Raw genomic sequence first — 25,118 nt, 5'->3', positions numbered from 1 at the left:
CTCACCCCAACAGGCCTGGTGGAACAACAACGTGTCCAGGACTGACCGATCGATAGCGAGGCATGATGAACATCGTCGACGACTTGGTCGCCGCAACCCCGCTCGGTGTCCGTGTTCGTGTGCCGCTACGTCTCGGTGGGGTGACTACCCGTGGTGTCGAAACGCCGGCGGCCGATCTCGACCTGTCGGCCAGTGCGGTGAACCGTGCCTGGACCGCCGTCGAGACCCTCTATCGAACGGGACTGCACCCGGGAATGAGTCTCGTTGTCCGCCATCGTGGTCAGGTGATTCTGGACCGTGCTATCGGGCACCGCCGCCTGGATTCCGACGACCTGATGACCACGGACACGCCGGCCTGTCTCTTCTCGTGCTCGAAAGTGATCACCGCGCTGATCATTCATCGACTTGTCGAGCAGGATCTCCTTCAGCTCGACGACACTGTTGCGCACTATATTCCGGAGTTCGCTCGAAACGGCAAGCAGGACGTCACGATCCGGTCGTTGCTGACGCACCGTGCAGGCATTGCCAAACTGCCGCCTCACATCGCGGACGCGGACAGTTTGTTCGACAGTGATGCAGTGCTTCAGGCCCTGTACGACGCGCCGCTTTCGAATGCGAACCGGCAGGGATACCACGCGACGACGGCGGGATACGTCCTTGGGGAGGTGGCACATCGTGCCTCCGGGCGCGATCTTCACGATCTACTGCGGACCGAACTCACCGACCCGCTCGGTACGCCGAACGTCACGTACGGCGTCCCACTCGACCGTCGAGACCAGGTCGCGTTGAGCTACTCCACAGGACCGAAACGCCTGCCTCTGATCAGCCCGCTGCTGACTCGATTGCTCGGCGGATCGCCGGAAGATATTGCACCAGCGATGAATACGCCTCGAGGTATGTCGGCGGTAGTGCCCGCAGCAGGTGCCTACGCGAGCGCGCACGATGCGGCGAGCATCTTCGCGATGCTGGCCAACGGTGGCACGTGGAACGGCCGCAAGATCTTGGATCGCGACACCATCGACAGGGCCACGACCGCCGCCGGACCACTCGTCATCGACGATTCTTTCCCTGCGCCAATCCGCTTCTCGCCCGGGTTCATGCTCGGCGAGCGTTACGCCAGCCTGTTCGGACTCGGCACGCCCGACGCGTTCGGACATCTCGGCTTCACGAACATCGTGTGCTGGGCCGACCCGTCACGAGAGTTGTCGGCGGCATTCGTCAACACAGGCAAGGCGGCGTCGCCGGAATCCTTCGTCGGCATGGCCGCCGTCACGGCTGCCATCAGCGCAGCGGTACCGGTGCGCTGACCTAACACGTCGATCCCTACTCGGACCGCAGCACCACGATGCCCGGCGTCGATCGGACATAGTCGGCAAAGGGCGAGTCGACGACCTTGTCGACACCCGGGATGGACGACGCGTTGCGGAACACCGGACCGCTCGGGGTCGCCACGAAGATGCCGACGTGGGTGACGTCGAGGCCTGGCAGATCGGCGTAGGCGCCGATGTAGTCGCCGGTCCGCAGTTGGCCGATGACATCGTCGTTCACGGAACCGCTCGGAATGTAGGTGATGGCGCGATCGACGACAGGAATTCCCGGAAGGTAGTTCCCGCCATCGCCTTTGGCGTTGAGTTGCTTGTCGACGGTGACGGCGGCGGCGGTCAGTGCCGCGGTGATATCGTCGGCCGCGATACGGGGAGAATGCGACCAGTCGGTGAAGAAGTGTTTGCGTTGGGTGAAGTCGACGCGGCTGTCGACGTAGCGTGTGGCAATCAGGTTGGCCACGAACTGATCCCGGTCGGCCGACCTGCTGAGGGCTTCGACGTAGTCGAGGTAGGTGAAGCAATCGAGGCGGTTGAAGTCGACAACCAGCTGTTCGGGTTGCGTCGCCGAACCGACCAGCACATCGGCGACGTAGGGCGTACCGAGAAACTGTCGTGACAGCAGCTCGGTGAGCTCACCTTTGGACACGGCGCCTGCACCGTTTCGGACTGCCAGCAGTTCGTTGATCCTGCTGTAGGTGGCGTCGTCGATCGTCGCAGCCGACGGCGCGGCGGAGGCGAGGGGCAGCATCGGCATCGTGCCGCACGCAACGGCGAGTACGAGTAGCAGGATGCGTGCAACGGTGCGCAAGTGTGCCTCCGGGAGCGGTGAATCGGTCGGTCCGTGTCAACGCTAGTCCCCGGGACGCAAGCACCGCCTAGGTTCGCAGGCGGACGTGCTCGGGACCGACGTCATCGATGCTGGTCACACCGAGGAGCTGCAGCGTCCGAGTCGTCTCGGTATGCAGGATGTCGAGCGCGCGGGCGACGCCGCGCTCGCCGCCTGCCATCAGGCCGTACAGATACGCGCGGCCGACCATGCCTGCGGTTGCACCGAGACCGACCGCAGCAACCAAGTCACCGCCGTGCATGATGCCGGTGTCGACGAACACCTCCGCGCGACCGCCGACCGCCTCGACGACGCTCGGTAGCAGTTCGAGAGGCGTTGGCGCGCGATCGAGTTGGCGTCCGCCGTGATTGGAGACGACGATCGCGTCGGCGCCATGGTCGACGACGGCCTTCGCGTCATCGGTGCTCTGAATTCCCTTGACCACCAATCTGTGTGGCCACGCCGCGCGGATGGACGCCAGATCGTCCAGCGTTGCAGACGGATCGAACATCTTGGCAATCAACTCGGCGACGGTTCCGTCGAAGGAGTTGAACGACGCGAACTCCAGCGGTCCGGTGGTGAGCAGGTTGAACCACCACGACGGATGCCGAGACATGTCTGCCAACGTCGAGAACGTCAGTTGCGGAGGGATGGTCAGACCATTGCGGACGTCGCGCAGACGCGCGCCGGCGACAGGGGTGTCGACTGTGACAAGCAACGTGTCGTAGCCGCTGTCGAGTGCCCGGTCGACGAGTTCCATACTCGCTGCGCGGTCTTTCCAGAGGTACAGCTGAAACCACCGTCGGCCGTTCGGCACCACGGCGGCGAGTTCCTCGATGCCGGTGGTGCCCATCGTCGAGAGTGCATAGGGGACATCGGCATCGGCGGCCGCTCGAAACACGGCGGGTTCGGCTTCGTGTTGCATCATCTTGGTGAATCCGGTCGGCGCGAGAATCAGCGGGAGCGCAGCACGCTTACCCAGGATGGTCCGCGACGTATCGACCCTCGTCACGTCCCGCAGCACTCTCGGACTGAACTCGATGCGGCGATACGCGTCCCGAGCCCGACCGATCCCGACCTCGCTTTCCGCCGCGCCGTCGACGTAGTCGAAAACCGAACGGGGCGAACGACGACGGGCAATGTCGCGGAGATCCGCTATCGTGTGCGCCCGGGCAAGTCGCCTGTCGACGGGATTGCGTATCGGTTTGCGCGCACCGAGCAGTGGTTGCAGTTCGGACCAACGGGGGAGGTGGCGTGGTGTGCGATCAGGCATAGGTCCTGTCTACTACCAGCCGGTCGGAGTCAGGACCCGAACGAGCTTCCTGTCCCGGGCAGTGCAGGCTCACGGGCCAACTCTGTCATGACCTTGCGCGCCGCCGTCGAGACCGCTTGATCGTCGTGCCCGTTGGACAGAACGGTGATGGCCCATTTCGTGCTTGGAACCAGGAACGTGGCGCTGCTGAAGCCGGACGACCCACCGTTCTTGTATGCGTAGGGCACGGGGAAATCGATAGCATTCGGATACAGCTGCCATGCCATGCCCATGCCGTCCTTGTTGTCCTCACCCTTCGCGAGCGGTAGGAGTTCGGTCGGCAGCAGAAAAGCCAAGGGGTCGAGTCCGATTCCGAGCGTTGCGCGGCACCAGTCGGCCATATCGGTTGCGTTGCTTAGCAGTCCGCCACCGCCCGCCAGAGCGGCCGTGTTGTTCCAGTACGGTGCCGGGCCGTTTTCGTTGTAGCCGACGGCCCGATCCGGTGTCGGAATCTCCAACAGTGTCGAGTCCAAACCGAGTGGAGCGGTGAGGTTTTCGGTAACGACCGGTCCGAACGGTGGTTGCGGCTGGTTCGGCATGAATAAGTTCGCAAGCACGGTGCCGAGCAGACCGAAACCCCAGTCCGAGTAGAGCCACGTGGAACCCGGCTTCGACAGCAGCTGGGCGTTGTCCAGTCCCTCCCATAGCTTTTCGACGGTGTAGTCGGCCTTGTTGCCGAGGTTCGGTGGGTCGTCGGCCAGCCCGGAGCGGTGTGTTGCCAAGTCGCGAAGAGTGATCACGGCACCGTCCAAGCTCGGAACGGTATGGGGCGCCGGCACCCATTTGCTCACCGGGTCGTCGAGTTGTACAAGTCCTGCCGCAAGGGCCTGTGCCAGTAGTGCTCCCGTGTAGGTCTTTGTCTCGGAGGCAATTTCGAACTGAGTGGCAGGTCCGACGAGGCGGTTTGCAGCGACGTCGGCCGCACCGAAGTAGTAGGTCGTCGTGACAGCGAAATCGGGTCCCATGCCCGGCTTCACGATCGCGATGGCGACGCCTTTCGCGGTCGAGGCAAGTATCTCCTCCGCTGCGGTCGTCACGAGATCTTGTTCGCGGGCGCTACCGGGTTCGGATCCGGGATTGAGCGTCGGCGGAGCGGCGTTGGCGGGGCCGACGCTTCCGGGCAGTAGAGCAAGTGCGGTGACGACGGCTACGACAAGGGCGCGCATACGGCGAAGGTTAGCTGGTCAGAAGCATATTTCGATGGAGGCGCGAACGAGTTTCGGGACGTGCTGACGTGGCGATAGTCAGCTCGCCGAAAACCAATCGGCAATATCGGCCTGCGGTGACTTGTGGGCGAGCAACGCCGCCAACAGGATTCGGGACTGACTCGCTCGCAGGTTCGTCGATACCAGTGCGCCGGCGGCAACGAGATCGACACCGCCGCCGCCACCTCCGTAGGTCGCTGCGACCGGTCCTTCGTGTACACGTGAGGTCACAACGACGGTCACTCCCGCGGCGACGCTCCGCCGTACAGCGTCGACGACCGTCGGGTTCGCGTTGCCGCTGCCCATTGCCTCCAGGACCAAGCCGGAAGCACCTGCAGCGACGTAGGCGTCGATTGCTGTCGCGTCGACACCCGGGTACAGCGTGACGATGTCGACGCGGGTGCCGGCAATCGCGCACCTGCCCAGCACCTTTCGGGCAGCCGCGGTGCCGTCGAAGCCGCGGAGGTCGGTTGTGTGCACCTTGCGGGCGCCGCGCGCGGGTACGACCTCGTCGCCGAAGCTGATCAGCACGCCGCGTCCGCGGGATTCGACATCGGCCGCCAGTGCTATTGCCGCGGTGAGATTGCCAGGACCGTCGGGTTCGCTGTGATCGGCCGGGCGTTGCGCGCCGGTGAAGACGACAGGACGTGCGTCGTCGTGCTGCAGGTCGACGAGCATCGCCGTTTCCTGCATCGTGTCGGTGCCGTGCAGGATGACCACACCGTCGACAGACTCGTCCGCCATCGCTGTTGCAACGGCTGCAGCAATCGAATCCATCTCGACGAACGACATCCGAGCGCTGTCGGTGGACATCAGGTCGTGCAGTCGCAGATCGACGTCGGCGGGGGCCTTGGCGTTGGCGATGAATGCGCTGCCGTCCACGGTCGGGTGGATGGCCCCGTCCGGGCTGGCCGTGCCGGCGATGGTGCCGCCGGTCGTGACCACCACGATGGTTTTGGTCGCTACGTCGCGCATGTCGAAACCCTATGTGGCTTTCGGAGGCAGGTGCGAAGAGGTGTCGAGATTCGCGAGGTGTTCGGGCTGCAGTATCCGATCGAGTTCGGCGGGATCGAGTAGGCCCTTCTCCAGCACGAGCTCTGCGACGTTGCGTCCGGTCAGCAGTGCTTCCTGGGCGATCAGCGTCGCGGCCGGGTAGCCGATGTAGGGGTTGAGGGCGGTGACCAAGCCGATCGAGTTGGAGACCGACTCACGGAGGTGGTCGGCGTTTGCGGTGATCCCGACGACGCAGCGTTCGGCCAACGTACGGCAGGCGGCACCGAGGTGAGTCATGCTGTCCGTCAACGACGTGACGATGATCGGCTCGAACGCGTTGAGCTGCAACTGCCCGGCTTCCGCTGCCATGGTGATGGTGACATCGTTGCCGATCACCTCGTAGGCGACCTGATTGACGACCTCGGGGATGACGGGGTTCACCTTGCCGGGCATGATCGACGAACCGGCCTGCACTGCAGGAAGATTGATTTCTCCGAAGCCTGCGCGGGGGCCGGACGAGAGCAGCCGAAGATCGTTGCAGATCTTCGAAAGCTTGACGGCGACGCGCTTGAGCACCCCGGAGAGATGGACGAACTGGCCGACGTCCTGTGTTGCCTCGACCAAATCCGTTGCGGTGACGAGTGGTAGTCCCGTGATCTCCCGCAGGTAGCGACAGGCAAGGGCCGAGTAGCGCGGATCGGCGTTGAGGCCCGTGCCGATTGCTGTTGCGCCCAAATTGATTTCGTGGACCAGGTGGGACGCTTCTTCGAGCCGTGCGCTGTCTTCGGTCATCGTGACGGCGTAGGTTCCGAATTCCTGCCCGAGCGTCATCGGGACCGCATCTTGCAGTTGGGTGCGGCCCATCTTCACGACGGTCCGGAACTCTGTTGCCTTGGCGACGAAGGCTTCGCGAAGCACCCGCATCGCGTCGAGCAGCTCGCGAATCGCGAACACCGTCGATACGTTGACGGCTGTCGGATAGACGTCGTTCGTCGACTGGCTGAGGTTGACGTGCTCGTTCGGATGGAGATAGTTGTAGTCGCCGCGTGGCCGGCCGAGCAGTTCGAGCGCGCGATTGGCGATGACCTCGTTGGCGTTCATGTTCGTCGAGGTACCGGCGCCGCCCTGGATGACGTCGACGATGAACTGGTCGTGCCATTCGCCGTCGAGTATTTCCCTGCAGGCCTGACGGATGGCGTCGCCGCGGGTGGAGTCGAGTAGTCCGAGTTCGCAGTTCGCTGCTGCCGCAGCCCATTTGACCGCCGCGAGCCCGGCGATGAGGTGCGAGTTCGAACCGATCGTTCGTCCGGTGATCGGGAAGTTCTCCGTCGCGCGCAGCGTATGGATGCCCCAGTACACATCGGCCGGGACCTCGCGGTCGCCGAGGAGGTCGTGTTCGATGCGGAACTGGGGGACAGCCGTCATTGACTGGGGTGCAGCTGTCCGGCTGTCTGACAGGTTCATGCCTCAAGTGTGGTCGCACTCACGTCGAGTGTCAACCGGCTCGCGTCAGAGCAGGGCGCGGATCGCATTCTCGAAGCCGACGACATGCTCGATCGTCAGTTCGGCGGCTCTGTCCGCGTCGCCGTCGATGATGGCGTGCAGCAGCGGAATATGTTCGCGAACATGGCTTGCCACGTCGGGTAGGCGGTCGAGGAAGAGGCACCAGATTCGCGTCGCGTGTGCGTCCTGGCAGACGAGCACATCCTCCAGGTAGGGATTGCCCGAAGCGCGGTAGATCTCCCGGTGCACGCGCACGTCGATCTGCAGTAGTGCGCGATTGTCGTGGTCGGCAGGGGAGATCTGGGAAATCTCCTCGGCGAGGTCGGTCAGGCGAAGCTTTGTCGCCGTGCCCGCACTGCTCGCTGCCCGCGCCGCGGCGAGCGGCTCCAGTTGCTTGCGGATCTCCGAGATGTGCGCGAGGTCGGTTATATCGACCGTGGTCGCGAATGTTCCGCGCCGCGGGAAGGCGACGACAAGGCGATCGCGCTCGAGTCGCTTCAGTGCCTCGCGAACCGGCGTGCGGCCGAACCCGAGCGACCGCGCGACGACATCGTCGTTGATCGGCTCGTTCGGGCGGATATCGAGCAGAACGAGTCGCTCGCGGATGAGTTCGTAGGCGCGATCCGCATCGGTCGGCGCGCTCTCTGTGAGCAGTGGCGCAAGGCTCACGGGTGCCTCCTGCGAGTGATTCGACGAATATTTTCAACGACCTGTGGACGACCTGTTGACCACGACCTACACGCACTCTACTCTAACGACACACACTGATATATTAGTTCGCGAAGACTGTTCGACGGGAGACGGTTGGATGTACCGAACCGACCAGATGGGTCCTGGCGACGAACAGCCGGAGCACCCCGACTTTCTGTGGCGCAACCCCGAACCGCGGCGGACCTACGACGTCGTGATCATCGGCGGCGGCGGGCACGGACTTGCAACGGCCCACTACCTTGCACAGAACCACGGCATCACCAATGTCGCTGTGCTGGAGAAGGGTTGGCTCGCGGGCGGCAACATGGCCCGCAACACGACGGTTATTCGATCGAACTATCTGTGGGACGAGAGTTCGGCGATCTACGAACACTCGCTCAAACTGTGGGAGGGGCTCGAAGAAGATCTCGGGTATCCGATCCTGTTCAGTCAGCGTGGCGTGCTGAACCTCGCGCACAGCCTGCAGGACGTGCGCGACAGCGTGCGACGCGTAGAAGCCAACAGGCTCAACGGCATCGACGCAGAGTGGGTCGGGCCCGACGGCGTCAAGGAGCTGTGTCCGATCGTCAACATCTCCGACGACATCCGCTATCCGGTGCTTGGCGCGACGTACCAACCGCGCGCAGGTATCGCGAAACACGATTACGTCGCATGGGGTTTCGCACGCCGAGCCGACGCCGCCGGCATCGACATCATCCAGGGTTGCGAGGTCGTCGGGTTCGAGACCGACGGAAACCGCGTGACGGGTGTCCGGACGAATCGCGGCACGATCGGCGCGGGCAAAGTCGCCCTGTGTGCGGCCGGGCACACGTCGGTGCTGACCGACATGCTCGGCATAGCCGTTCCCGTGCAAAGCCATCCACTGCAGGCATTGGTCTCCGAGCTACTCGAGCCCGTGCACCCGACCGTCGTCATGTCGAATGCCGTGCACGTCTACGTCTCCCAGGCGCACAAGGGAGAGCTGGTGATGGGGGCAGGTATCGACTCCTACAACGGCTACGGTCAGCGCGGCGCCTTCCACATCATCGAGCGGCAGATGGCAGCGGCCGTCGAGCTGTTTCCGATCTTCGCTCGCGCGCACCTGCTGCGAAGTTGGGGCGGCATCGTGGACGTGTGCCCGGACGCATCGCCGATCGTCGGCCGCACGCCATACGACAACGTGTTCCTCAACTGTGGCTGGGGGACAGGTGGTTTCAAGGCAACGCCAGGTCTCGGCTGGTGCCTCGCTCAGACCCTCGCCTACGACGAACCGCATCCGTACATCGCACCCTTCAGCCTCGATCGATTCGTCACGGGCGCGCTGGTCGACGAACACGGCGCTGCAGCCGTGGCGCACTAGAAAGGCACGAAATGCAACTCATCGAATGCCCCTGGTGTGGCTCGCGTGAAGAAACCGAGTATCACTACGGCGGCCAAGCGCACGTCGCATACCCGAGTGACCCTGCTGCGCTGACCGACGAGCAGTGGGCACACTACGTGTTCTTTCGTTCGAATCCGAAGGGCGCCTTCGCCGAGCGGTGGTACCACGCAGCTGGATGCCGCCGCTGGTTCAACGCGGTACGCGACACCGCGACGTATCGCTTCCAGGCGGTATACCGTCCCTCCGATCCGAAACCGACCGAGCAGAAGCCGACCGAAGAGACGACGCTGTCATGACCGAGTCCTATCGCACTACCGGCGGACGAATCGACCGGAACACCCTGTACAGCTTCACCTTCGACGGCCAGCCGCTGACCGGCTACCGCGGTGACACCCTTGCTTCTGCGTTGCTTGCACACGGCATCGGAAAGATCACCACCAGCATCAAATTCGGGCGCCCGCGCGGAATCACCGCGGCGTGGGCAGAAGACACCGGCGGCCTCGTGCAGATCGAGGCACCCTTTCCCGAGGCGATGTTGCTGGCCAGCACCGTCGAGCTCTACGACGGATTGGTTGCCAAAGGTGTTCCCGGTCGCGGCAGGTTGGCCGACGTGGGCGATGAAAGTCGTTACGATGCACGACATCTGCATACCGATGTACTTGTGGTCGGGGCTGGACCCGCCGGCTTGATCGCCGCGCTGACGGCTGCCCGAAGTGGCGCCCGGGTTGTCCTGATCGACGAGCAATCCGAAGCAGGTGGGTCGCTGCTCGGTAGCGCCGACGCCATCGACGGTGCACCTGCCACGGACTGGGTGCGCGACGTGGTCGCGGAGTTGGCGACCTTCCCGGAGGTGCGGCACCTACAGCGCACAACAGCTTTCGGCAACTATGACGACGGCTTCGTCCTCGCACTCGAACGCCGCACCGACCATCTCGGCTTCGACGCACCGAAAAACATCTCGCGCCAACGAGTATGGCGAATTCGGGCGCGCCACACCGTGATCGCATCCGGCGCGCACGAGCGTCCGATCGTGTTCGGAGACAACGACCGCCCCGGCATCATGCTCGCCAACGGTGCCCGCACGTTCCTGCATCGCTACGGAGTTCGTGCGGGGAGTGAGGCTGTCGTCTTCACGACCAACGACAGCGCGTACGTCGCCGCGTTCGACCTCGCCGACGCCGGCGTCACGATCAACGCCGTTGTCGACGCCCGCACCGACGGACCCGTTGCGCTGCAACAGGAATGTGCTCGGCGCGGTATTGCCGTGCATGCCGGGGCTGTGGTCAGTGGAACGTCCGGGACCGACCGAATCAGTCACGCACTGGTCGGAGGCGAGTCGATCCCGTGCGACCTCCTGCTGGTCAGCGGCGGCTGGAATCCCGCTGTGCACCTGTTCAGCCAGGTTCGCGGGAAGCTGCGCTACGACGACGGACTCGGCGCGTTCGTTCCTGGTGAGAGTCTCGACGGCGTTCAGGTAGCGGGGTCCGCGAACGGTGTGCTCGACCTCGCAGGCTGCCTGCGCGACGGTAAGCGTGCGGCGACGGAGGCTGGAATGGGCGATGACACATCGCTCCCCGAAGCATCCGGCGCGCAGGCCGAGGCCGAACCGCTGGTCCTGTGGCACGTCGCTGATACTGCCGCGGGCAGCACGGGTGCCACCTCTTTCGTCGATCTGCAACGTGATGCCACCGTCGCGGACCTGCGCAGAGCAGTCGGTGCCGGGATGCGATCGATGGAACACATCAAGCGCTACACCACAATCGGCACCGCGCACGATCAAGGCAAGACGTCGGGTGTCATCGCGTCGGGTATCACGGCCGACCTGCTCGGTGTGCCGATCGCGGACCTCGGCACCACCACCTTCCGCCCGCCGTACACACCGGTTGCCTTCGCAGCACTCGCGGGGCGCAGTCGAGGCTCGCTCTTCGATCCGGAACGCACTACCGCGCTGCATGATTGGCACGTAGTGCACGGCGCGGTTTTCGAGGACGTCGGGCAGTGGAAGCGGCCTCGGCACTACCCGCGGCCGAACGAAGACATGGACGCCGCGGTATTGCGCGAATGTGCCGCCGTCAGAACGTCCGTCGGAATTCTGGATGGCTCGACGCTCGGCAAGATCGACGTGCAGGGCGACGACGCGGGCGAACTACTCGACCGGATCTACACCAACATGATGAGCAACCTGAAGGTCGGCAGCGTCCGCTACGGCGTGATGTGTGGTGTCGACGGGATGGTCATCGACGACGGCACTGTCATGCGCTTGGAGGCGAACCGCTTCATCGTGTTCACCACAACCGGTGGTGCCGCAAAGATTTTGGAATGGATGGAGGAGTGGGTCCAGACCGAATGGCCCGACCTTCGGGTTCGGTTGGCCTCGGTCACCGAACACTGGTCGACCTTCCCTGTCGTCGGTCCGCGCTCGCGCGACGTCGTCGCCGCAGTGTTCCCTGACCTCGACGTCGCGAACGAATCGTTCCCGTTTATGACGTGGCGCGACACGAGCATCGGTGAGGTACCCGTCCGGGTGGCACGCATCAGCTTCTCCGGCGAGCTCGCCTACGAGGTCAACGTCAATTCCTGGTACGCACAACCGTTGTGGGAACGCCTGATCGAGGCGGGGGAGCCGTACGGAATCACCCCGTACGGCACCGAGACCATGCACGTTCTCCGCGCCGAGAAGGGTTACCCGATCGTCGGTCAGGACACGGACGGGACGGTCACGCCGCAGGATCTCGGGATGGGTTGGGCCGTGTCGAAGAAGAAACTCGATTTCATCGGCAAGCGATCGTTCGCACGCGCCGAGAATCAGAATCCGTTGCGCCGCCAGCTGGTCGGGCTGCTGCCGACCGACCGCGAGGTCGTACTTCCCGAAGGGTCGCAGATCATCGAGTTCCGCAACGACGAGACTCTGCCCCCGCCACCGGTTCCCATGGTCGGGTACGTCACGTCGAGCTACCGCTCGGCCGAGCTAGGCCGGTCGTTCGCCCTGGCTCTCGTCCAGGCAGGCCGGTCCCGAATCGGTGAGACTCTGCACGTGCCGATCGGCTCGACCTTGGTTCGTGTCGAAGTCACCGGCTCCGTACTCGTAGACCCGGAATGGGCCCGTCGCGATGGCTGAAACCTTGGTGCGTACAAGTCCGTTGGCGAGCTGGGCACCGCGGTTCGCTGTGTTGCCCGCGACGCTGCAGGTGACCGAGGAACCGTGTGTGACGATGATCGATCTGCGTACGGACGCCGCGGGAGCCGATGCGGTGGCCGCTCGAATCGGGTTCCAATTGCCCACTGCGGCATCCACATACACGGTCGATGGTGACATCGCGGCGATCTGGCTCGGTCCCGACGAATGGCTGATCACCAGCGCGGTCGACGCCGGCGTCACCTTCGAAACCGAACTGCGCGAGTTGGTCGGCCCGTTCGGCGGAACCGCGACAGACGTGTCGGCGCAACGGACCTCGCTGTCACTTCGAGGCATCCATGCCCGCGACGTTCTCGAACAGGGTTGCTCGCTCGACCTGCATCCACGAGTGTTCGTTCCCGGTACCGCGGCGCAGACCATGGTCGGTCAGGCGGGCGTCGTGCTGATGGCAGTGGACGGCACAGGCGCCAACTACCGAATCCTGGTCCGGTCCTCGTTCGCCCACTACTTCGCCGCCTGGATCCTCGACTCCGCAACAGAATTCATCGAAATCGAAGGACAACGATGACAACCAATTTCACGCTGACACTGACCTGCAAGGAACGTCCGGGGATCGTAGGTTCGATCAGTTCGTTCCTCTTCCAGCACGGTTGCGACATCGTCGAGCATCAGCAGTTCGACGACGTCCGGCGCGGATCGTTCTTCATGCGAACGGCATTCGTGTCGGCAGAGGAATCGAACACCGAAACCCTTGCCGCCCAATTCGACGAGATTGCGAACGAACTCGGTACCTCCTTCGAGATCGCCGACGACCGACCGCAGCGGATTCTCGTGATGGTGTCCAAGCTCGGACACTGCCTCAACGACCTCATCTTCCGTTGGCGTTCAGGCACATTGGGCGCGGAGATCGTCGCCGTCGTGTCCAATCACGAGGACCTGCGGGCGATGGCAGAAGCGGTCGGGCTGCCGTACATCCATGTACCGGTGACACCGGACACGAAAGACGAAGCCCAAGTTCGGCTGTTGGAACTCGTCTCGGAGTACGAGGTCGACCTGGTCGTCCTTGCGCGCTACATGCAGGTGCTGTCCGACGACCTGTGCCGCGCGCTGCACGGACGCGCGATCAACATTCACCATTCCTTCCTGCCGGGGTTCAAAGGTGCGAAGCCGTATCACCAGGCATTCGACCGTGGGGTCAAATATGTCGGTGCCACAGCGCATTACGTGACGCCCGACCTGGACGAGGGGCCGATCATCGAGCAGGAGGTGATTCGGATCGATCACACCTTCGATCCTGGGCGCCTGGCAACGGTCGGCAGTGACGCGGAAGCGATCGCGCTGTCGCGGGCCGTGCGCTGGCACTGCCAGCATCGAGTACTGCTGAACGACACCAGCACCGTCGTATTTCGTTGAGAACCGGATCGATCGAAGAGAGGCACGGCCCATGTCTGTAGAGCACGACTGGTTGACGATTGCTACCAGCAGGAACTTCTTCGAATCGCCGGTAAGGGTCAGCCTGTCGCCGGATGCCGCAAAGTCGGTCGGTGCTGTGACGGCACTCGAGTTGCCAACGGTCGGGACGTTCGTCGAAGCGGGAATGCAGTGTGGCGCTGCGACGTCCGCTGCGAATACAACGGGGCTGTTCTCACCCGTCAGCGGGCGAGTCACGATTGTCAACGACGAGGTCGGCCGGCATCCCGAGTTGACGACCTCGGATCCGGGTGGTGCGGGCTGGTTGTTCGCGGTGCTGCCGTCACACGCGTGAGCGAGCCCGTTCGATCTGCTTGCGGTAGCGAGTGAACAGGCGAGGGTTGTCGAGTGCGAACACAGCGACAACCTCGCCCGAGCGTTCGTAGACGACCGTGAACGACGCGGCATCGGCGTCACCGTCGACAAACCTCGGTTCGTCGTCGTGTCGGCGGCGCCCAGCGAATTGCAGACGTGCGCCGTACTGGTCGGACCAGAAATAGGGCGCGGTCGCTGTTGCTTCGGAACTTCCCATGATCGTGCGAGCGACGGTGCGCGCCTGTGCGGTCGCGTTCGTCCAGTGCTCGCTTCGGTGATGGGTACCGAGTTCGTCGACGTAGGAGCGCGCGCAATCGCCGATCGCGTAGATGCCGGAAATCGAAGTCCTGCATTGGGAATCGGTCAGGAAGCCGTTGTCGACGTCGATGTCCGACATCGCTGCCCACTCGACGTTGGGCACAGCCCCGATGCCGACGACGAGCGCTTCGCACCGCAGTACGGAGCCGTCGCTCAGCTCGACGCCGGAGATGCGCGTGTCTCCGAGCAGGCGCGCGACTGTGACGCCCGTCCGCAGCCGGACTCCATTGGCGCTGTGCTTGGCGACGCACAAAGCACCGAGTTCTGCGCCGAGAATGCCGGCAAGGGGAGTCGGTGAGGCTTCGACGATCGTCACGTCGAGCCCGAGTGCAGCGGCCGACGACGCGACCTCGGCACCGATGAACCCGGCGCCGATCACGACGAGCCGCAGCGACGATGCGAGCGAATCCCGTAGCGCCCTGGCATCGTCGAGCGTGCGTAGGGTGTGGACCCCATCGAGTTCGGCCAGGTCCGGAAGGGTCCGGGCACGCGCGCCCGTTGCGATGACAACCTGATCGGCAGCTACGACCGAACCGTCTGCGAGGAGAAGTTCGTGGCGGGAGTCCGGCCGCGCTGTGAGGCCGATCGCCCTTCGGCCGAGCAGCCAGGTGACGTCGAGTTGGTCCGCGTCGTCGCTGCCGGCTTCCACAAGGGGCACGTTGTGATCGTTGCCGTGCAGAAACTCCTTGGACAGGGGCGGTCGGTCGTAGGGGAGGTGTGCTTCGTCGCCGACAACGGTGATCGACCCTCGGTAACGTTCGGCGCGCAACGCGCGGACAGCGGACAGAGCGGCGAGCGATGCGCCTACTACCGCGATGGAATCCGGCGAATTCATGGCGTGGTCGGCAATTCCAGGTACACGTCGCCGTCGCTCACAGCGACGGCGTAGGTCTGCACCGCAATCTTCGCGGGCGGACCCGAAACGAGGCCGGTGCGCAAATCGAAACATGATTCGTGCAAAGGACATTCGACGGTGCAATCTTCTACCCAGCCGTCGGCGATCGACGCGTCCTGATGTGTGCACGTGTCGTCGATCGCAAACAGGCCCTCGGCCGTGTGGAAGATCGAGATCGCTGCACGGCCGGGAATCTTGGCTGTATGGACCTCTCCGACCGGTAGTTCGTCGAGGCGGCAGACACGGACGGTCGAGGCGGTGACGGAAGTCGCTGTACCAGTCATCTGAATCCTTAGCGAGTTGCTTATAGCACAACAGACGCGCTATATGCAACAAGGTGCCTTGTTTCGCCCCGCCCGTCAAGGCGAGAATCGGACATCGAACGCCTGTCGGACTAACGTTGGCCGCATGAGCGATCGCGAACAGATCGACGGCAACGACGCGGACCGGCGTTCCGGCGCTGCCGTGCAGTCGGTCGATCGTGCGTTGCTCGTCCTGGAAATTCTTGCCGCGCAAGGTTCGGCAGGCATCACCGAAATCGCCGATGAGCTGGGTGTACACAAGTCCACGGTCTCGCGTCTCGTCGGTGTCCTCGAAAAGCGCGGGTTCGTTGAGCAGCTGAGCGATCGGGGCAAGTACCGCCTCGGGTTCACGGTCGTCCGACTCGCGGGCGCCACGGTTGCGGGTCAGGATCTATCGAAGGCGTCTCAGGCGCGCTGCGACGCACTTGCCGAAGAGGTGGGCGAGACCGTCAATCTCGCGATCCTCGAAGGCGATCGGGCGATCAACATCGTCGAGGCCGCGGGTGCGGCGGGCGTCTCGCTGCGAACCTGGGTCGGTCAGGCGAGTCCGGCGCACGCGACGTCGAGCGGCAAGATGTTGATCAGTGAACTCACGTCGCAGGAGTTGCGCGAACGCTTGGGTGCGAGGCTCGAAAAATATACGGATAACACGATTACGACATATTCGGCACTCGAACGTAATTTGGCTCAGGCGCGCGAGCAAGGCTGGATTGTCGCAGTGGCAGAGCTGGAGACCGGGCTGCACGCGCTCGCGGCTCCGGTGCGCGATCACACCTCGAAAATCGTTGGAGCGTTGACAATTTCGGGGCCAGCCTATCGGATGCCCGCAGACCGATTCGACGATCTCGCGGCACGGGCGGTTGACGTCGGAGCCGAAATCAGCGCGCGCCTCGGGTACCTGCCCCGACTGTCTCGTCGCTGAAATTCAGCCGCCCGAGTAACCAATCTGTGTCGGGCTAATTTCGTCTGCTCACACTGGTTGACAAGGCGCTTTTCGAGGTTCACGCTTTGTTGCGTACTGCACACCATGTTGCGTGCTGCGCAACAACTGGAGGCTCTTGTGGCTCAGCCGAAAGTCGTCATCATCGGGGCCGGGATCGTCGGCACGTCGTTGGCCGACGAAATCACCGCTCGCGGTTGGACGGACGTGACCGTCCTGGATCGCGGCCCGTTGTTCGCGACCGGCGGGTCGACCTCACACGCGCCAGGATTGGTTTTTCAGACCAATCCGTCGAAGACGATGAGTGAGTTCGCGCGCTACACCGCGACCAAGTTCGGGTCCCTCGAGCATCCCGGCGGGTGGTGCTTCAACCCGGTCGGTGGACTCGAGGTCGCGACGACTCCGCAGCGGCTGACCGAGTTGCACCGTAAGTCGGGTTGGGCGCAATCCTGGGGAATCGACGGTCGCCTGCTCGACGCCGCCGAATGCGCGACACTGCACCCGCTTCTCGATGCCGACCGGATTCTCGGCGGATTCCATACCCCCGCAGACGGTCTGGCCAAGTCGCTGCGTGCAGCGGAGGCCCAAGCCAACCGGGCGATCGCACGGGGAGCGCAGTTTCGCCCACATCAGGATGTGCTCGAAGTGCTGAATGCCGGTGGCCGAGTGACAGGTGTCCGGACAGCCGACGGCGTCGTCGACGCCGACGTAGTCGTGTGTGCCGCCGGTTTCTGGGGCGCACAGCTCGGCAAGACCGTCGGACTGACGATTCCGCTCGTCCCGATGGCGCATCAATACGTCAAGACGGGGCAGGTGGCGGAACTGGTCGGCCGCAACAGCGATATCGCCGAAGCCGGTCTGCCGATCCTTCGTCATCAGGATCAGGATCTGTATTACCGCGAGCACGGCGATCGCATCGGCATCGGGTACTACGGACACAAACCGATGCCAGTCGACATGGCGACGCTGCTGACCGATACCGCCAGCGAGCAGATGCCATCGATGCTGCCGTTCACCGACGACGATTTCGCGCCTGCCTGGCGGGAAAGCCTGCATTTGCTGCCCACACTGGGTGATTCGAAGATCGAGGAGGGTTTCAACGGGATCTTCTCCTTCACCCCCGACGGTATGTCGATCATGGGGGAGCACCGCGATCTGTCCGGCTTCTGGGTGGCCGAGGCGGTCTGGGTCACCCATTCGGCCGGCGTCGCAAAAGCTATGGCGGAGTGGATCATCGAAGGTGCACCGCGCACAGATGTTCACGAATGCGATCTGTACAGGTTCGAAAAGCCGGCGCTCAGTGCAGATTTCATTCTCGAAACCAGTTCGCAGGCCTTCGTAGAGGTCTACGACATCGTCCACCCCCATCAGTTCCGGGAGAAGTTGCGCGGGCTGCGGACGAGCCCGTTCTACACCCGTGAGCAGGAACTCGGCGCCTTCTTCTTCGAGGGCGGGTGTTGGGAGCGACCGGCCTGGTACGAATCCAATGCACCGTTGCTGCAGCAGCTTCGAGATCGAGGTACCCATATCCCGGAACGCGACCCATGGTCGGCGAAGTTCTACTCGCCTATCTCGATCGCGGAATCGGTGTGGACCCGCGAGCACGTCGCGATGTACGACATGACACCGCTGACCCGCTACGAGGTCGCGGGACCAGGGGCACTCGACTTGCTGCAACGACTGACGACGAACAATCTCGACAAGTCGGTGGGGTCGGTGACCTACACGCTGATGCTCGACGAGACCGGCGGGATCCGCAGCGATCTGACCGTTGCACGGCTGAGCCCGACGAGCTTTCAAGTAGGAGCGAACGGGCCACTCGATTTCGACTGGATCACTCGGCAGCTTCCCGACGACGGCTCGGTGACACTGCGCGATATCACCGGCGGCACGTGTTGTGTCGGCGTCTGGGGTCCGGAAGCACGTGAACTGGTGCAGCCTCTATGCGCCGACGATATTTCCCATCAGGGCTTGAAGTACTTCCGTTCCTTGCAGACCTACCTCGGAGCGATTCCGGTCACGATGATGCGCGTCTCCTACGTCGGCGAACTCGGTTGGGAGATCTACACGACCGCCGAACACGGTGCCGCACTGTGGGATCTGCTGTGGCAGGCCGGCCGCGATCATGGCGTCATCGCAGCAGGCCGGATCGCGTTCAACAGTCTGCGAATCGAAAAGGGCTATCGCTCGTGGGGCGCCGACATGACCGCCGAGCACACACCGAAAGCAGCCGGTGTCGATTTTGCGGTGCGCCCGGCGAAAGGTGAGTTCATCGGAAAGGCGGCGCTGGAGTCGGCCGACGAACCTCGGACGATGTTGCGCAGCATCGTCTTCGACGATCCATCCGCGATCGTCCTCGGTAAGGAGCCGGTCCTGATCGATGGTGCGAGGGTCGGCTACGTCACGAGCGCCGCATACTCGGCGACAATCGGGCGCTGCATCGCCTATGCCTGGCTGCCTGCCGACATCGAACCCGGCGACGGGGTGAACGTCGAGTACCTGGGAACCACACGGACTGCAGTCGTTCACACCGAACCCGTCGTCGATCCCGACATGACCAGGATTCGGAGGTAGCCGACAATGACGACAACCGACCTTCCCGACACTGTCGACCCCGCCCCTGACCAGCCCTGATTCGGACGTTGGGCGGCGAAAGCTACACCAGCCCCGCTATCTTCGAAGCGGAACAGGAGCACGTCCTCGAGGCGATGTGGTTCTGCGCGGTCCGCTCCGGGGACCTGGCACATCCCGGTGCCTTCCGAAAGATTCAGGTCGGCCGCGAGAGCGTGCTCGTCGTCCGCGGTCGCGACCACGAACTGCGCGCCTTCCTCAACGTCTGTCGACATCGCGGCGCGATGCTGTGCACCGAGGACGAAGGGCAGGTGCGTCGAAATCTGAGGTGTCCGTATCACGCCTGGACGTACGGACTCGACGGCAAACTCGTTGCAGCACCGAACATGGCGTCCCTCAAGGACGCATCCGGGCGCGACATCGACCGCGTCGAATTCGGCCTCGTTCCTGTCGCGCTGCGCGAATGGCTCGGCTACGCCTGGGTGTGTCTCGCCGACGACCCGCCGTCGTTCGAGGCCGAGGTGATGGGTGCGATCACCGAGCGGCTCGGCGACCCGACAGCGATCGACAACTATCGGATCGACCAGCTCGAGGTCGGTCGGCGGGTTGTCTACGACGTCGCTGCGAACTGGAAGCTCATCGTCGAGAACTTCATGGAGTGTTATCACTGCGCCACCATCCACCCCGAACTGACCGAGGTGCTGCCGGAATTCAAGGACGGGCTCGCCGCGCAGTACTTCGTCGGCCATGGTGCCGAGTTCGGCAGCGACGTATCCGGTTTCACGATCGACGGCTCGGCGGGCTTCGAGACGCTGCCCGGCGTCGCACCGGAACAGGATCGTAAGTACTACGCGATCACGGTAAGGCCGACGGTGTTCGTGAACCTCGTGCCCGACCACATCATCTTTCACCGCATGTATCCCATGGCGCACGATCGCACGATCGTCGAATGCGACTGGTTGTACACCGAGGATGTGATTGCCGAAGGACGCGACGTCTCGCGGTCCGTCGAGCTTTTTCACCGCGTCAACGAACAAGATTTCGACGCATGTGAGCGAACTCAACCGGCAATGTCGTCACGGGCATACCGTCATGGGGGTGTGCTCGTCCCTGCCGAGCATCACATCGCCGAGTTCCACAACTGGATAGTCGGCAAGCTGGGCAATTCGGGCAACGAAGGTGGCGAATGAGCGTGAGCGGTGACCTCCCGGATCTGTACATCGGCGGTGCCTGGGTGCACTCGTCGGACGGCGGTAAGCGCGAGTTGATCAATCCGGCCGACGGCAGCGTCGTCGCCGTTGTCGACGAGGCGACGTCCGACGATGCAGCCCGCGCGGTCGCAGCTGCTCGAGCCACGTTCGACGAGGGATCGTGGCCCGCAACACCTGTGTCGGAGCGTGCCGCGCTACTGACCCGCATCGCCGATCTACTCGTGCGTGACAAAGAGTTACTGGCGCGGATCGAAACCGACGACACCGGCAAGACGTTGGTGGAGAGCCGAGTCGACATCGACGACGTCGTCTCGGTGTTCAGGTACTACGCCGAGCTGATTGCGGTGTCGTCGGACCGGCTCGTCGACGTCGGCGACCCCACAGTGATCAGCAGGGTGGTTCGCGAGCCGATCGGCGTGTGCGTTCTCATCGCCCCGTGGAACTATCCGCTGCTGCAGATCTCCTGGAAGATCGCACCGGCGTTGGCAGCGGGTTGCACGATGGTGGCGAAGCCGAGCGAGGTCACGCCGCTTTCCACGATCGCATTCGTCCGCCTCGCCGAAGAAGCAGGCGTGCCTCCGGGTGTGCTGAACCTCGTGCAGGGCAGTGGCGCGGTTCTCGGTGCAGCACTTACCGATACCGACGACGTCGACCTGATCTCGTTCACCGGAGGCCTCGCTACGGGACGTCGGATCGCCGAAATAGCAGCCCGACGCGTGACCAAGGCTGCCGTCGAACTCGGTGGAAAGAATCCGCACATCGTGTTCGCCGACGCCGAGTGGGAAAGTTCGGTCGATCAGGTCTTGACGGGAGTGTTCCTGCATTCGGGTCAGGTGTGCTCGTCGGGAACCAGGTTGATCGTCGAAGAATCCATCGCCGACGACTTCGTTGCCGAACTGGCGAAGCGTGCCGCGAAGATCAAGTTCGGCAACGGCCTAGACCCCGCGAGCGAGACCGGACCACTCGTGTCCGAGCAACACCGCGAGAAGGTCGAAGCCTATGTGGCTCTTGGTATTTCCGAGGGAGCGAAGCTGGTGGTCGGTGGCGAACGCCCGGCCGATCCGACCTTAGCGACCGGGAGTTTCTATCCACCGACGATCTTCGATCGATGCGACCGCACCATGCGCATCGTCACCGAAGAGACGTTCGGACCCATTCTCACCGTCGAGCGGTTCACGACGGAAGACGAGGCGATCATGCTCGGCAACGACACCGAATACGGTCTTGCAGCAGGTGTTCGGACATCGGACGCCGCGCGTGGTGAGCGGGTAGTCCGTGCGCTGCGGCACGGCACGGTCTGGTTGAACGACTTCGGCTACTACACAGCGGCCGCAGAGTGGGGCGGGTTCAAGAAGTCGGGCAACGGGCGCGAGCTCGGACCGGCGGGACTCGCGGAATACCAAGAGATGAAACATATCTGGCACAACACCACACCGAAGCCAGCGGGCTGGTTCAAGGGCGACTGACCCTTTCCCGGCGCACCACGAGCGCTCCACGAATGTTCCAGAAGGATCGGAAAACATCTTCTCGGTCGGAACCGTTCAGTCCCGGCCTCGCACGCCGCAAGAGAGGCAGACCATGGCAATCAACACCGACAATGTGCCGGGCGACAACGGGATGGAGGATTTCGGCTACAAGGAATCCCTCGACCGAAGTATCGGCAAGTTCGCCAGTTTCGCGGCGGGCGTCAGCTATATCTCGATTCTGACCGGGACGTTCCAGCTGTTCTACTTCGGGTTCGGCACCGCAGGCCCCGCGTATCTGTGGTCGTGGCCTGCAGTGTTCATCGGTCAGATGGCCGTCGCACTGTGCTTCATGGAGTTGGCCGCGAAGTATCCGATTGCGGGCGCCGTCTACAACTGGTCGAAGATCCTCGGTAGCAAGATCGTCGGCTGGGTATCGGGCTGGCTGATGCTCACGGCGTCGATCGTGACGCTGGCGGCGGTCGTGCTGGCGCTGCAGCTCAACCTGCCGCGGCTGTGGAGCGGATTCCAGTTGATCGGTGACGGCACCGGCTCGAAGGACTTCGCTGCCAACGCGGTGTTGCTCGGCACGATCATGATCGTGTTCACCACGACCATCAATGCCCTCGGCGTTCGCCTTATGGCAATGATCAACAGCGCAGGCGTTTTCATCGAGCTCATTGCCGCGGTTATGATCGCTATCCTGCTGGCAGCCAACATTACTCGTGGACCCGACGTCTTCTTCTCCACACACGGCTACGGTGCTGGCGAGACCGGCGGCTATCTCAGTGCATTCCTCGTGGCCTCGCTTGCCTCCGGTTACGTGATGTACGGCTTCGACACAGCCAGTTCGCTCGGTGAGGAAACTGTCGAGCCGCGACGCACGGCGCCGAAGGCGATCCTGCGCGCGATCCTCGCGTCGTTCGTCATCGGTGGCGCGATTCTCGTCTTCGCCGTGATGGCTGCGCCGGACCTCGAAGACCCGAAGCTCGGTAGCCCGGACGGAAGTCTGCAATACATCGTCGAAGCAGTCATGTGGGGCCCGCTCGGCACGATCTTCCTGTGCTGCATCGTCGTTGCCGTCACAGTCTGCTCGCTGGCGGTCCATACGGCGGCGATCCGGCTCACGTTCGCCATGGCACGCGACAACGCGCTGCCGTTCGGCGAGAAGCTGGCCCGCGTGCATCCCAAAACCCAGACTCCTGTTGTTCCGGCCATCGTGATCGGCGTTATCGCAATTTTGATCCTCGTCGTGAACATCGGTCAGCCGCAGATCTTTACGGTTCTCACCTCGATCGCGATCATCATGATCTACCTCGCCTACCTGATGGTCACAGGTCCGCTGCTCAAGAAGCGCTTGCAGGGCACCTGGCCCCCGAAGGACCTGAAAGCGGGCGGTTACTTCACCATGGGCCGCTGGGGCCTTCCGGTGAACATCCTTGCCGTGGTGTGGGGCGCCGGTATGGCGATCAACCTCGCGTGGCCGCGCACCGCCGTCTACGGCACGCCTTGGTACAACCAGTGGGGTGCGTTCGTCTACATCGGCGGGATCCTCGGGCTCGGCCTGCTCTGGTACGGACTGAAGGGCCGCAACCACATCGGCACCCTGGCGTCGCACGCAGCGCCTGCCAAGGTAGCCCCGGAGAGCAAAGACGTGGTCGATGTCTGACGTCACTTCCGAAGACACCTTCGACTATGTGATCGCAGGCGGCGGTACCGCAGGGTGTGCGCTTGCTGCACGGCTGAGCGAGGACCCGTCGGTGACGGTGTGTCTCATCGAGGCCGGACCATCCGACGTCGGCGACGACAACATTCTGGTGCTGTCGGAATGGATGCATCTGCTGGATTCGGGCTACGACTGGGACTACCCGATCGAACCGCAGGAGAAGGGCAACAGCTTCATGCGGCACGCCAGGGCCAAGGTTCTCGGCGGATGTTCGTCGCACAATTCGTGCATCGCGTTCTGGCCGCCTGCTGAGGGCCTCGACGAGTGGGAGGCAATGGGCGCCACCGGCTGGGGTGCGCGCGACGTGCTGAAGTACGTCACACGGCTCGAAAACAACGATGCACCTGGCGATCTGCATGGTCACAGTGGTCCGGTTCGGCTCAGAGACATCCCGCCGAACGATCCCTGCGGTCAGGCTGTCATCGATGCCGCGGCGAAGGTGGGGCTTCCGACTGTTCAGTTCAACCGTGGCACAACCGTTCTCAACGGTGCGGGCTGGTTTCAGATCAACGCGGGTGAAGACGGCTTACGTATGTCGACGTCGCACGCCTACCTGCACCCGATCATCGGTCAGCGTCCGAATCTCGAAGTGCGTACCGGTTGTTGGGTCAGCGAGATTCTGATCGACGAGTCGCTTGCGGCGACGGGAGTTCGGTATCAACGTCCCGACCTCACCGGCTACGACACGGTGAGCGCGCGTCGGGAGGTCGTCGTGACCGCCGGTGCGATCGACACCCCGAAGTTGCTGATGCTGTCGGGAATCGGCCCAGCCGCGCACCTGCGTGAGCACGGCATCACGGTTCGAGTCGATTCGCCTGGCGTCGGTGAGAATCTCGACGACCACGTGGAAGGGCTTGTGTTCTACGAGGCGTCACGGCCGATGGTGACGACGTCGACGCAGTGGTGGGAGATCGGTCTTTTCGCGACAACCGTCGAAGGTCTCGACCAACCCGATCTGATGATGCACTACGGCAGTGTGCCGTTCGACATGAACACGCTGCGTTGGGGCTATCCGACCACCGACAACGGATTCTGCTTGACGCCCAACGTGACTCAGGGCCGATCGCGTGGGACGGTTCGGCTGCGCTCCCGCGACTTCCGTGATCGGGCAAAGGTCGATCCGCGCTACTTCACCGACCCGGACGGTCACGACGAAGCCGTGATGCTGGCGGGGATCCGGTTGGCACGCAGGATCGCCGAGCAGGAACCGTTGCGGGACTGGATCGCCCGCGAACTTGCGCCCGGTCCGGACGCGACGACCGACGAAGAGCTTCTGGACTACATCCACAAGACCCACAACACCGTCTATCACCCTGCGGGGACCGCTCGGATGGGTGCGGTCGACGATCCGATGGCGGTGCTCGATCCCGAACTTCGGGTGAAAGGGGTGACGCGGCTACGCGTCGTCGATGCCTCGGCGATGCCGAAACTGCCTGCGATCAATCCGAACATCACGGTGATGACCATGGCGGAGAAGTGTGCAGATCTGATCAGGGGAGTGTGAGCAACGGTGTCTCCCCGCAAATCGCCTGATTG

General features: G+C 63.5%; 21 protein-coding genes. 13 read left to right on the top strand and 8 right to left on the bottom strand.

Going from position 1 to position 25,118, the window contains the following annotated elements; genetic code table 11:
* Positions 1-62 precede the first annotated feature (62 nt).
* Entirely contained in the window at positions 63-1,307 is a 1,245-nt protein-coding gene (locus ACHIRB_RS06800; protein ID WP_395127648.1) for a serine hydrolase domain-containing protein, read from the top strand.
* Positions 1,308-1,323: 16 nt separating this feature from the next.
* Here the strand turns inward: ACHIRB_RS06800 and ACHIRB_RS06795 are convergent, their stop codons facing one another.
* From ACHIRB_RS06795 to ACHIRB_RS06770, 6 genes are all read right to left on the bottom strand, one after another.
* Complete coding sequence (locus ACHIRB_RS06795; protein WP_465254669.1) at positions 1,324-2,079, bottom strand: DUF1460 domain-containing protein; 756 nt, start codon at positions 2,077-2,079, stop codon at positions 1,324-1,326.
* Between the two features lie 121 nt (positions 2,080-2,200).
* Positions 2,201-3,424, bottom strand: a complete 1,224-nt coding sequence (locus ACHIRB_RS06790; RefSeq protein WP_395123711.1) for an alpha-hydroxy acid oxidase — start codon at positions 3,422-3,424, stop codon at positions 2,201-2,203.
* Positions 3,425-3,453: 29 nt separating this feature from the next.
* Positions 3,454-4,629 carry a serine hydrolase domain-containing protein gene (locus tag ACHIRB_RS06785; protein WP_395123712.1) on the bottom strand — a complete coding sequence of 392 codons (1,176 nt, stop codon included), beginning with the start codon at positions 4,627-4,629 and terminating at the stop codon, positions 3,454-3,456.
* A 78-nt stretch (positions 4,630-4,707) separates the two neighbouring features.
* The gene (locus ACHIRB_RS06780) at positions 4,708-5,643 is read right to left on the bottom strand and encodes an asparaginase (protein ID WP_395123713.1); all 936 of its coding nucleotides are present in this window, start codon (positions 5,641-5,643) and stop codon (positions 4,708-4,710) included.
* A 9-nt stretch (positions 5,644-5,652) separates the two neighbouring features.
* Positions 5,653-7,086, bottom strand: a complete 1,434-nt coding sequence (gene aspA / locus ACHIRB_RS06775; protein ID WP_395113849.1) for an aspartate ammonia-lyase — start codon at positions 7,084-7,086, stop codon at positions 5,653-5,655.
* Positions 7,087-7,170: 84 nt separating this feature from the next.
* Positions 7,171-7,833 (bottom strand): GntR family transcriptional regulator, encoded by a 663-nt coding sequence (locus ACHIRB_RS06770; protein WP_395113723.1) that lies wholly within the window; start codon positions 7,831-7,833, stop codon positions 7,171-7,173.
* A 139-nt stretch (positions 7,834-7,972) separates the two neighbouring features.
* Here ACHIRB_RS06770 and ACHIRB_RS06765 point away from each other — a divergent pair, with 139 nt between their 5' ends.
* From ACHIRB_RS06765 to ACHIRB_RS06740, 6 genes are read left to right on the top strand one after another with little or no spacing between them, the layout of a single operon-like run.
* The gene (locus tag ACHIRB_RS06765) at positions 7,973-9,214 is read left to right on the top strand and encodes a sarcosine oxidase subunit beta family protein (RefSeq protein ID WP_395123714.1); all 1,242 of its coding nucleotides are present in this window, start codon (positions 7,973-7,975) and stop codon (positions 9,212-9,214) included.
* A gap of 11 nt (positions 9,215-9,225) precedes the next feature.
* Positions 9,226-9,531, top strand: a complete 306-nt coding sequence (locus ACHIRB_RS06760; protein WP_395113725.1) for a sarcosine oxidase subunit delta — start codon at positions 9,226-9,228, stop codon at positions 9,529-9,531.
* Positions 9,528-12,353: a glycine cleavage T C-terminal barrel domain-containing protein gene (locus ACHIRB_RS06755; protein WP_395123715.1), complete on the top strand. Its 2,826-nt coding sequence runs from the start codon at positions 9,528-9,530 to the stop codon at positions 12,351-12,353. Before ACHIRB_RS06760 ends, ACHIRB_RS06755 begins: the two co-directional genes overlap by 4 nt.
* Positions 12,346-12,939 carry a sarcosine oxidase subunit gamma gene (locus ACHIRB_RS06750; RefSeq protein WP_395123716.1) on the top strand — a complete coding sequence of 198 codons (594 nt, stop codon included), beginning with the start codon at positions 12,346-12,348 and terminating at the stop codon, positions 12,937-12,939. The genes ACHIRB_RS06755 and ACHIRB_RS06750 overlap by 8 nt, the downstream gene beginning before the upstream one ends.
* On the top strand, positions 12,936-13,784 hold the full coding sequence (gene purU, locus ACHIRB_RS06745) for a formyltetrahydrofolate deformylase (protein WP_395123717.1): 849 nt from the start codon (positions 12,936-12,938) through the stop codon (positions 13,782-13,784). Before ACHIRB_RS06750 ends, purU begins: the two co-directional genes overlap by 4 nt.
* A gap of 31 nt (positions 13,785-13,815) precedes the next feature.
* Positions 13,816-14,136: a glycine cleavage system H family protein gene (locus ACHIRB_RS06740; RefSeq protein ID WP_199707035.1), complete on the top strand. Its 321-nt coding sequence runs from the start codon at positions 13,816-13,818 to the stop codon at positions 14,134-14,136.
* Here the strand turns inward: ACHIRB_RS06740 and ACHIRB_RS06735 are convergent.
* Both ACHIRB_RS06735 and ACHIRB_RS06730 read right to left on the bottom strand, forming a co-directional pair.
* Positions 14,125-15,309 carry an NAD(P)/FAD-dependent oxidoreductase gene (locus tag ACHIRB_RS06735; protein ID WP_395123718.1) on the bottom strand — a complete coding sequence of 395 codons (1,185 nt, stop codon included), beginning with the start codon at positions 15,307-15,309 and terminating at the stop codon, positions 14,125-14,127. The genes ACHIRB_RS06740 and ACHIRB_RS06735 overlap by 12 nt on opposite strands.
* Entirely contained in the window at positions 15,306-15,653 is a 348-nt protein-coding gene (locus ACHIRB_RS06730; RefSeq protein WP_395123719.1) for a bifunctional 3-phenylpropionate/cinnamic acid dioxygenase ferredoxin subunit, read from the bottom strand. The genes ACHIRB_RS06735 and ACHIRB_RS06730 overlap by 4 nt, the downstream gene beginning before the upstream one ends.
* Positions 15,654-15,777: 124 nt before the next feature.
* Here ACHIRB_RS06730 and ACHIRB_RS06725 point away from each other — a divergent pair, with 124 nt between their 5' ends.
* From ACHIRB_RS06725 to ACHIRB_RS06700, 6 genes are all read left to right on the top strand, one after another.
* Complete coding sequence (locus ACHIRB_RS06725; protein ID WP_395123720.1) at positions 15,778-16,593, top strand: IclR family transcriptional regulator; 816 nt, start codon at positions 15,778-15,780, stop codon at positions 16,591-16,593.
* A gap of 138 nt (positions 16,594-16,731) precedes the next feature.
* Complete coding sequence (locus ACHIRB_RS06720) at positions 16,732-19,185, top strand: GcvT family protein (RefSeq protein WP_395127647.1); 2,454 nt, start codon at positions 16,732-16,734, stop codon at positions 19,183-19,185.
* Between the two features lie 68 nt (positions 19,186-19,253).
* The gene (locus ACHIRB_RS06715) at positions 19,254-20,372 is read left to right on the top strand and encodes an aromatic ring-hydroxylating oxygenase subunit alpha (protein ID WP_395123722.1); all 1,119 of its coding nucleotides are present in this window, start codon (positions 19,254-19,256) and stop codon (positions 20,370-20,372) included.
* Positions 20,369-21,859 carry an aldehyde dehydrogenase family protein gene (locus ACHIRB_RS06710; protein WP_395113735.1) on the top strand — a complete coding sequence of 497 codons (1,491 nt, stop codon included), beginning with the start codon at positions 20,369-20,371 and terminating at the stop codon, positions 21,857-21,859. Before ACHIRB_RS06715 ends, ACHIRB_RS06710 begins: the two co-directional genes overlap by 4 nt.
* 112 nt (positions 21,860-21,971) lie before the next feature.
* Positions 21,972-23,525 (top strand): APC family permease, encoded by a 1,554-nt coding sequence (locus tag ACHIRB_RS06705; RefSeq protein ID WP_395123723.1) that lies wholly within the window; start codon positions 21,972-21,974, stop codon positions 23,523-23,525.
* Entirely contained in the window at positions 23,518-25,086 is a 1,569-nt protein-coding gene (locus tag ACHIRB_RS06700; protein ID WP_395123724.1) for a GMC family oxidoreductase, read from the top strand. The genes ACHIRB_RS06705 and ACHIRB_RS06700 overlap by 8 nt, the downstream gene beginning before the upstream one ends.
* The last annotated feature ends 32 nt before the right edge of the window (positions 25,087-25,118 follow it).

Origin of the sequence: Antrihabitans spumae, from assembly GCF_043944905.1 — a bacterium.
GTDB lineage: Bacteria > Actinomycetota > Actinomycetes > Mycobacteriales > Mycobacteriaceae > Antrihabitans > Antrihabitans spumae.
Note: the sequence above shows the minus strand (reverse complement) of the source record. Positions and strands in the feature narration are given on the sequence as shown.

Bases quoted from the DNA above. Each gene is read 5' to 3' on its own strand.
- ACHIRB_RS06800 (WP_395127648.1), top strand. From the start codon at position 63: ATGATGAACATCGTCGACGACTTGGTCGCCGCAACCCCGCTCGGTGTC.
- ACHIRB_RS06795 (WP_465254669.1), bottom strand. From the start codon at position 2,079: ATGCCGATGCTGCCCCTCGCCTCCGCCGCGCCGTCGGCTGCGACGATC.
- ACHIRB_RS06790 (WP_395123711.1), bottom strand. From the start codon at position 3,424: ATGCCTGATCGCACACCACGCCACCTCCCCCGTTGGTCCGAACTGCAA.
- ACHIRB_RS06785 (WP_395123712.1), bottom strand. From the start codon at position 4,629: ATGCGCGCCCTTGTCGTAGCCGTCGTCACCGCACTTGCTCTACTGCCC.
- ACHIRB_RS06780 (WP_395123713.1), bottom strand. From the start codon at position 5,643: ATGCGCGACGTAGCGACCAAAACCATCGTGGTGGTCACGACCGGCGGC.
- aspA (WP_395113849.1), bottom strand. From the start codon at position 7,086: ATGACGGCTGTCCCCCAGTTCCGCATCGAACACGACCTCCTCGGCGAC.
- ACHIRB_RS06765 (WP_395123714.1), top strand. From the start codon at position 7,973: ATGTACCGAACCGACCAGATGGGTCCTGGCGACGAACAGCCGGAGCAC.
- ACHIRB_RS06760 (WP_395113725.1), top strand. From the start codon at position 9,226: ATGCAACTCATCGAATGCCCCTGGTGTGGCTCGCGTGAAGAAACCGAG.
- ACHIRB_RS06755 (WP_395123715.1), top strand. From the start codon at position 9,528: ATGACCGAGTCCTATCGCACTACCGGCGGACGAATCGACCGGAACACC.
- ACHIRB_RS06750 (WP_395123716.1), top strand. From the start codon at position 12,346: ATGGCTGAAACCTTGGTGCGTACAAGTCCGTTGGCGAGCTGGGCACCG.
- purU (WP_395123717.1), top strand. From the start codon at position 12,936: ATGACAACCAATTTCACGCTGACACTGACCTGCAAGGAACGTCCGGGG.
- ACHIRB_RS06740 (WP_199707035.1), top strand. From the start codon at position 13,816: ATGTCTGTAGAGCACGACTGGTTGACGATTGCTACCAGCAGGAACTTC.
- ACHIRB_RS06735 (WP_395123718.1), bottom strand. From the start codon at position 15,309: ATGAATTCGCCGGATTCCATCGCGGTAGTAGGCGCATCGCTCGCCGCT.
- ACHIRB_RS06730 (WP_395123719.1), bottom strand. From the start codon at position 15,653: ATGACTGGTACAGCGACTTCCGTCACCGCCTCGACCGTCCGTGTCTGC.
- ACHIRB_RS06725 (WP_395123720.1), top strand. From the start codon at position 15,778: ATGAGCGATCGCGAACAGATCGACGGCAACGACGCGGACCGGCGTTCC.
- ACHIRB_RS06710 (WP_395113735.1), top strand. From the start codon at position 20,369: ATGAGCGTGAGCGGTGACCTCCCGGATCTGTACATCGGCGGTGCCTGG.
- ACHIRB_RS06705 (WP_395123723.1), top strand. From the start codon at position 21,972: ATGGCAATCAACACCGACAATGTGCCGGGCGACAACGGGATGGAGGAT.
- ACHIRB_RS06700 (WP_395123724.1), top strand. From the start codon at position 23,518: ATGTCTGACGTCACTTCCGAAGACACCTTCGACTATGTGATCGCAGGC.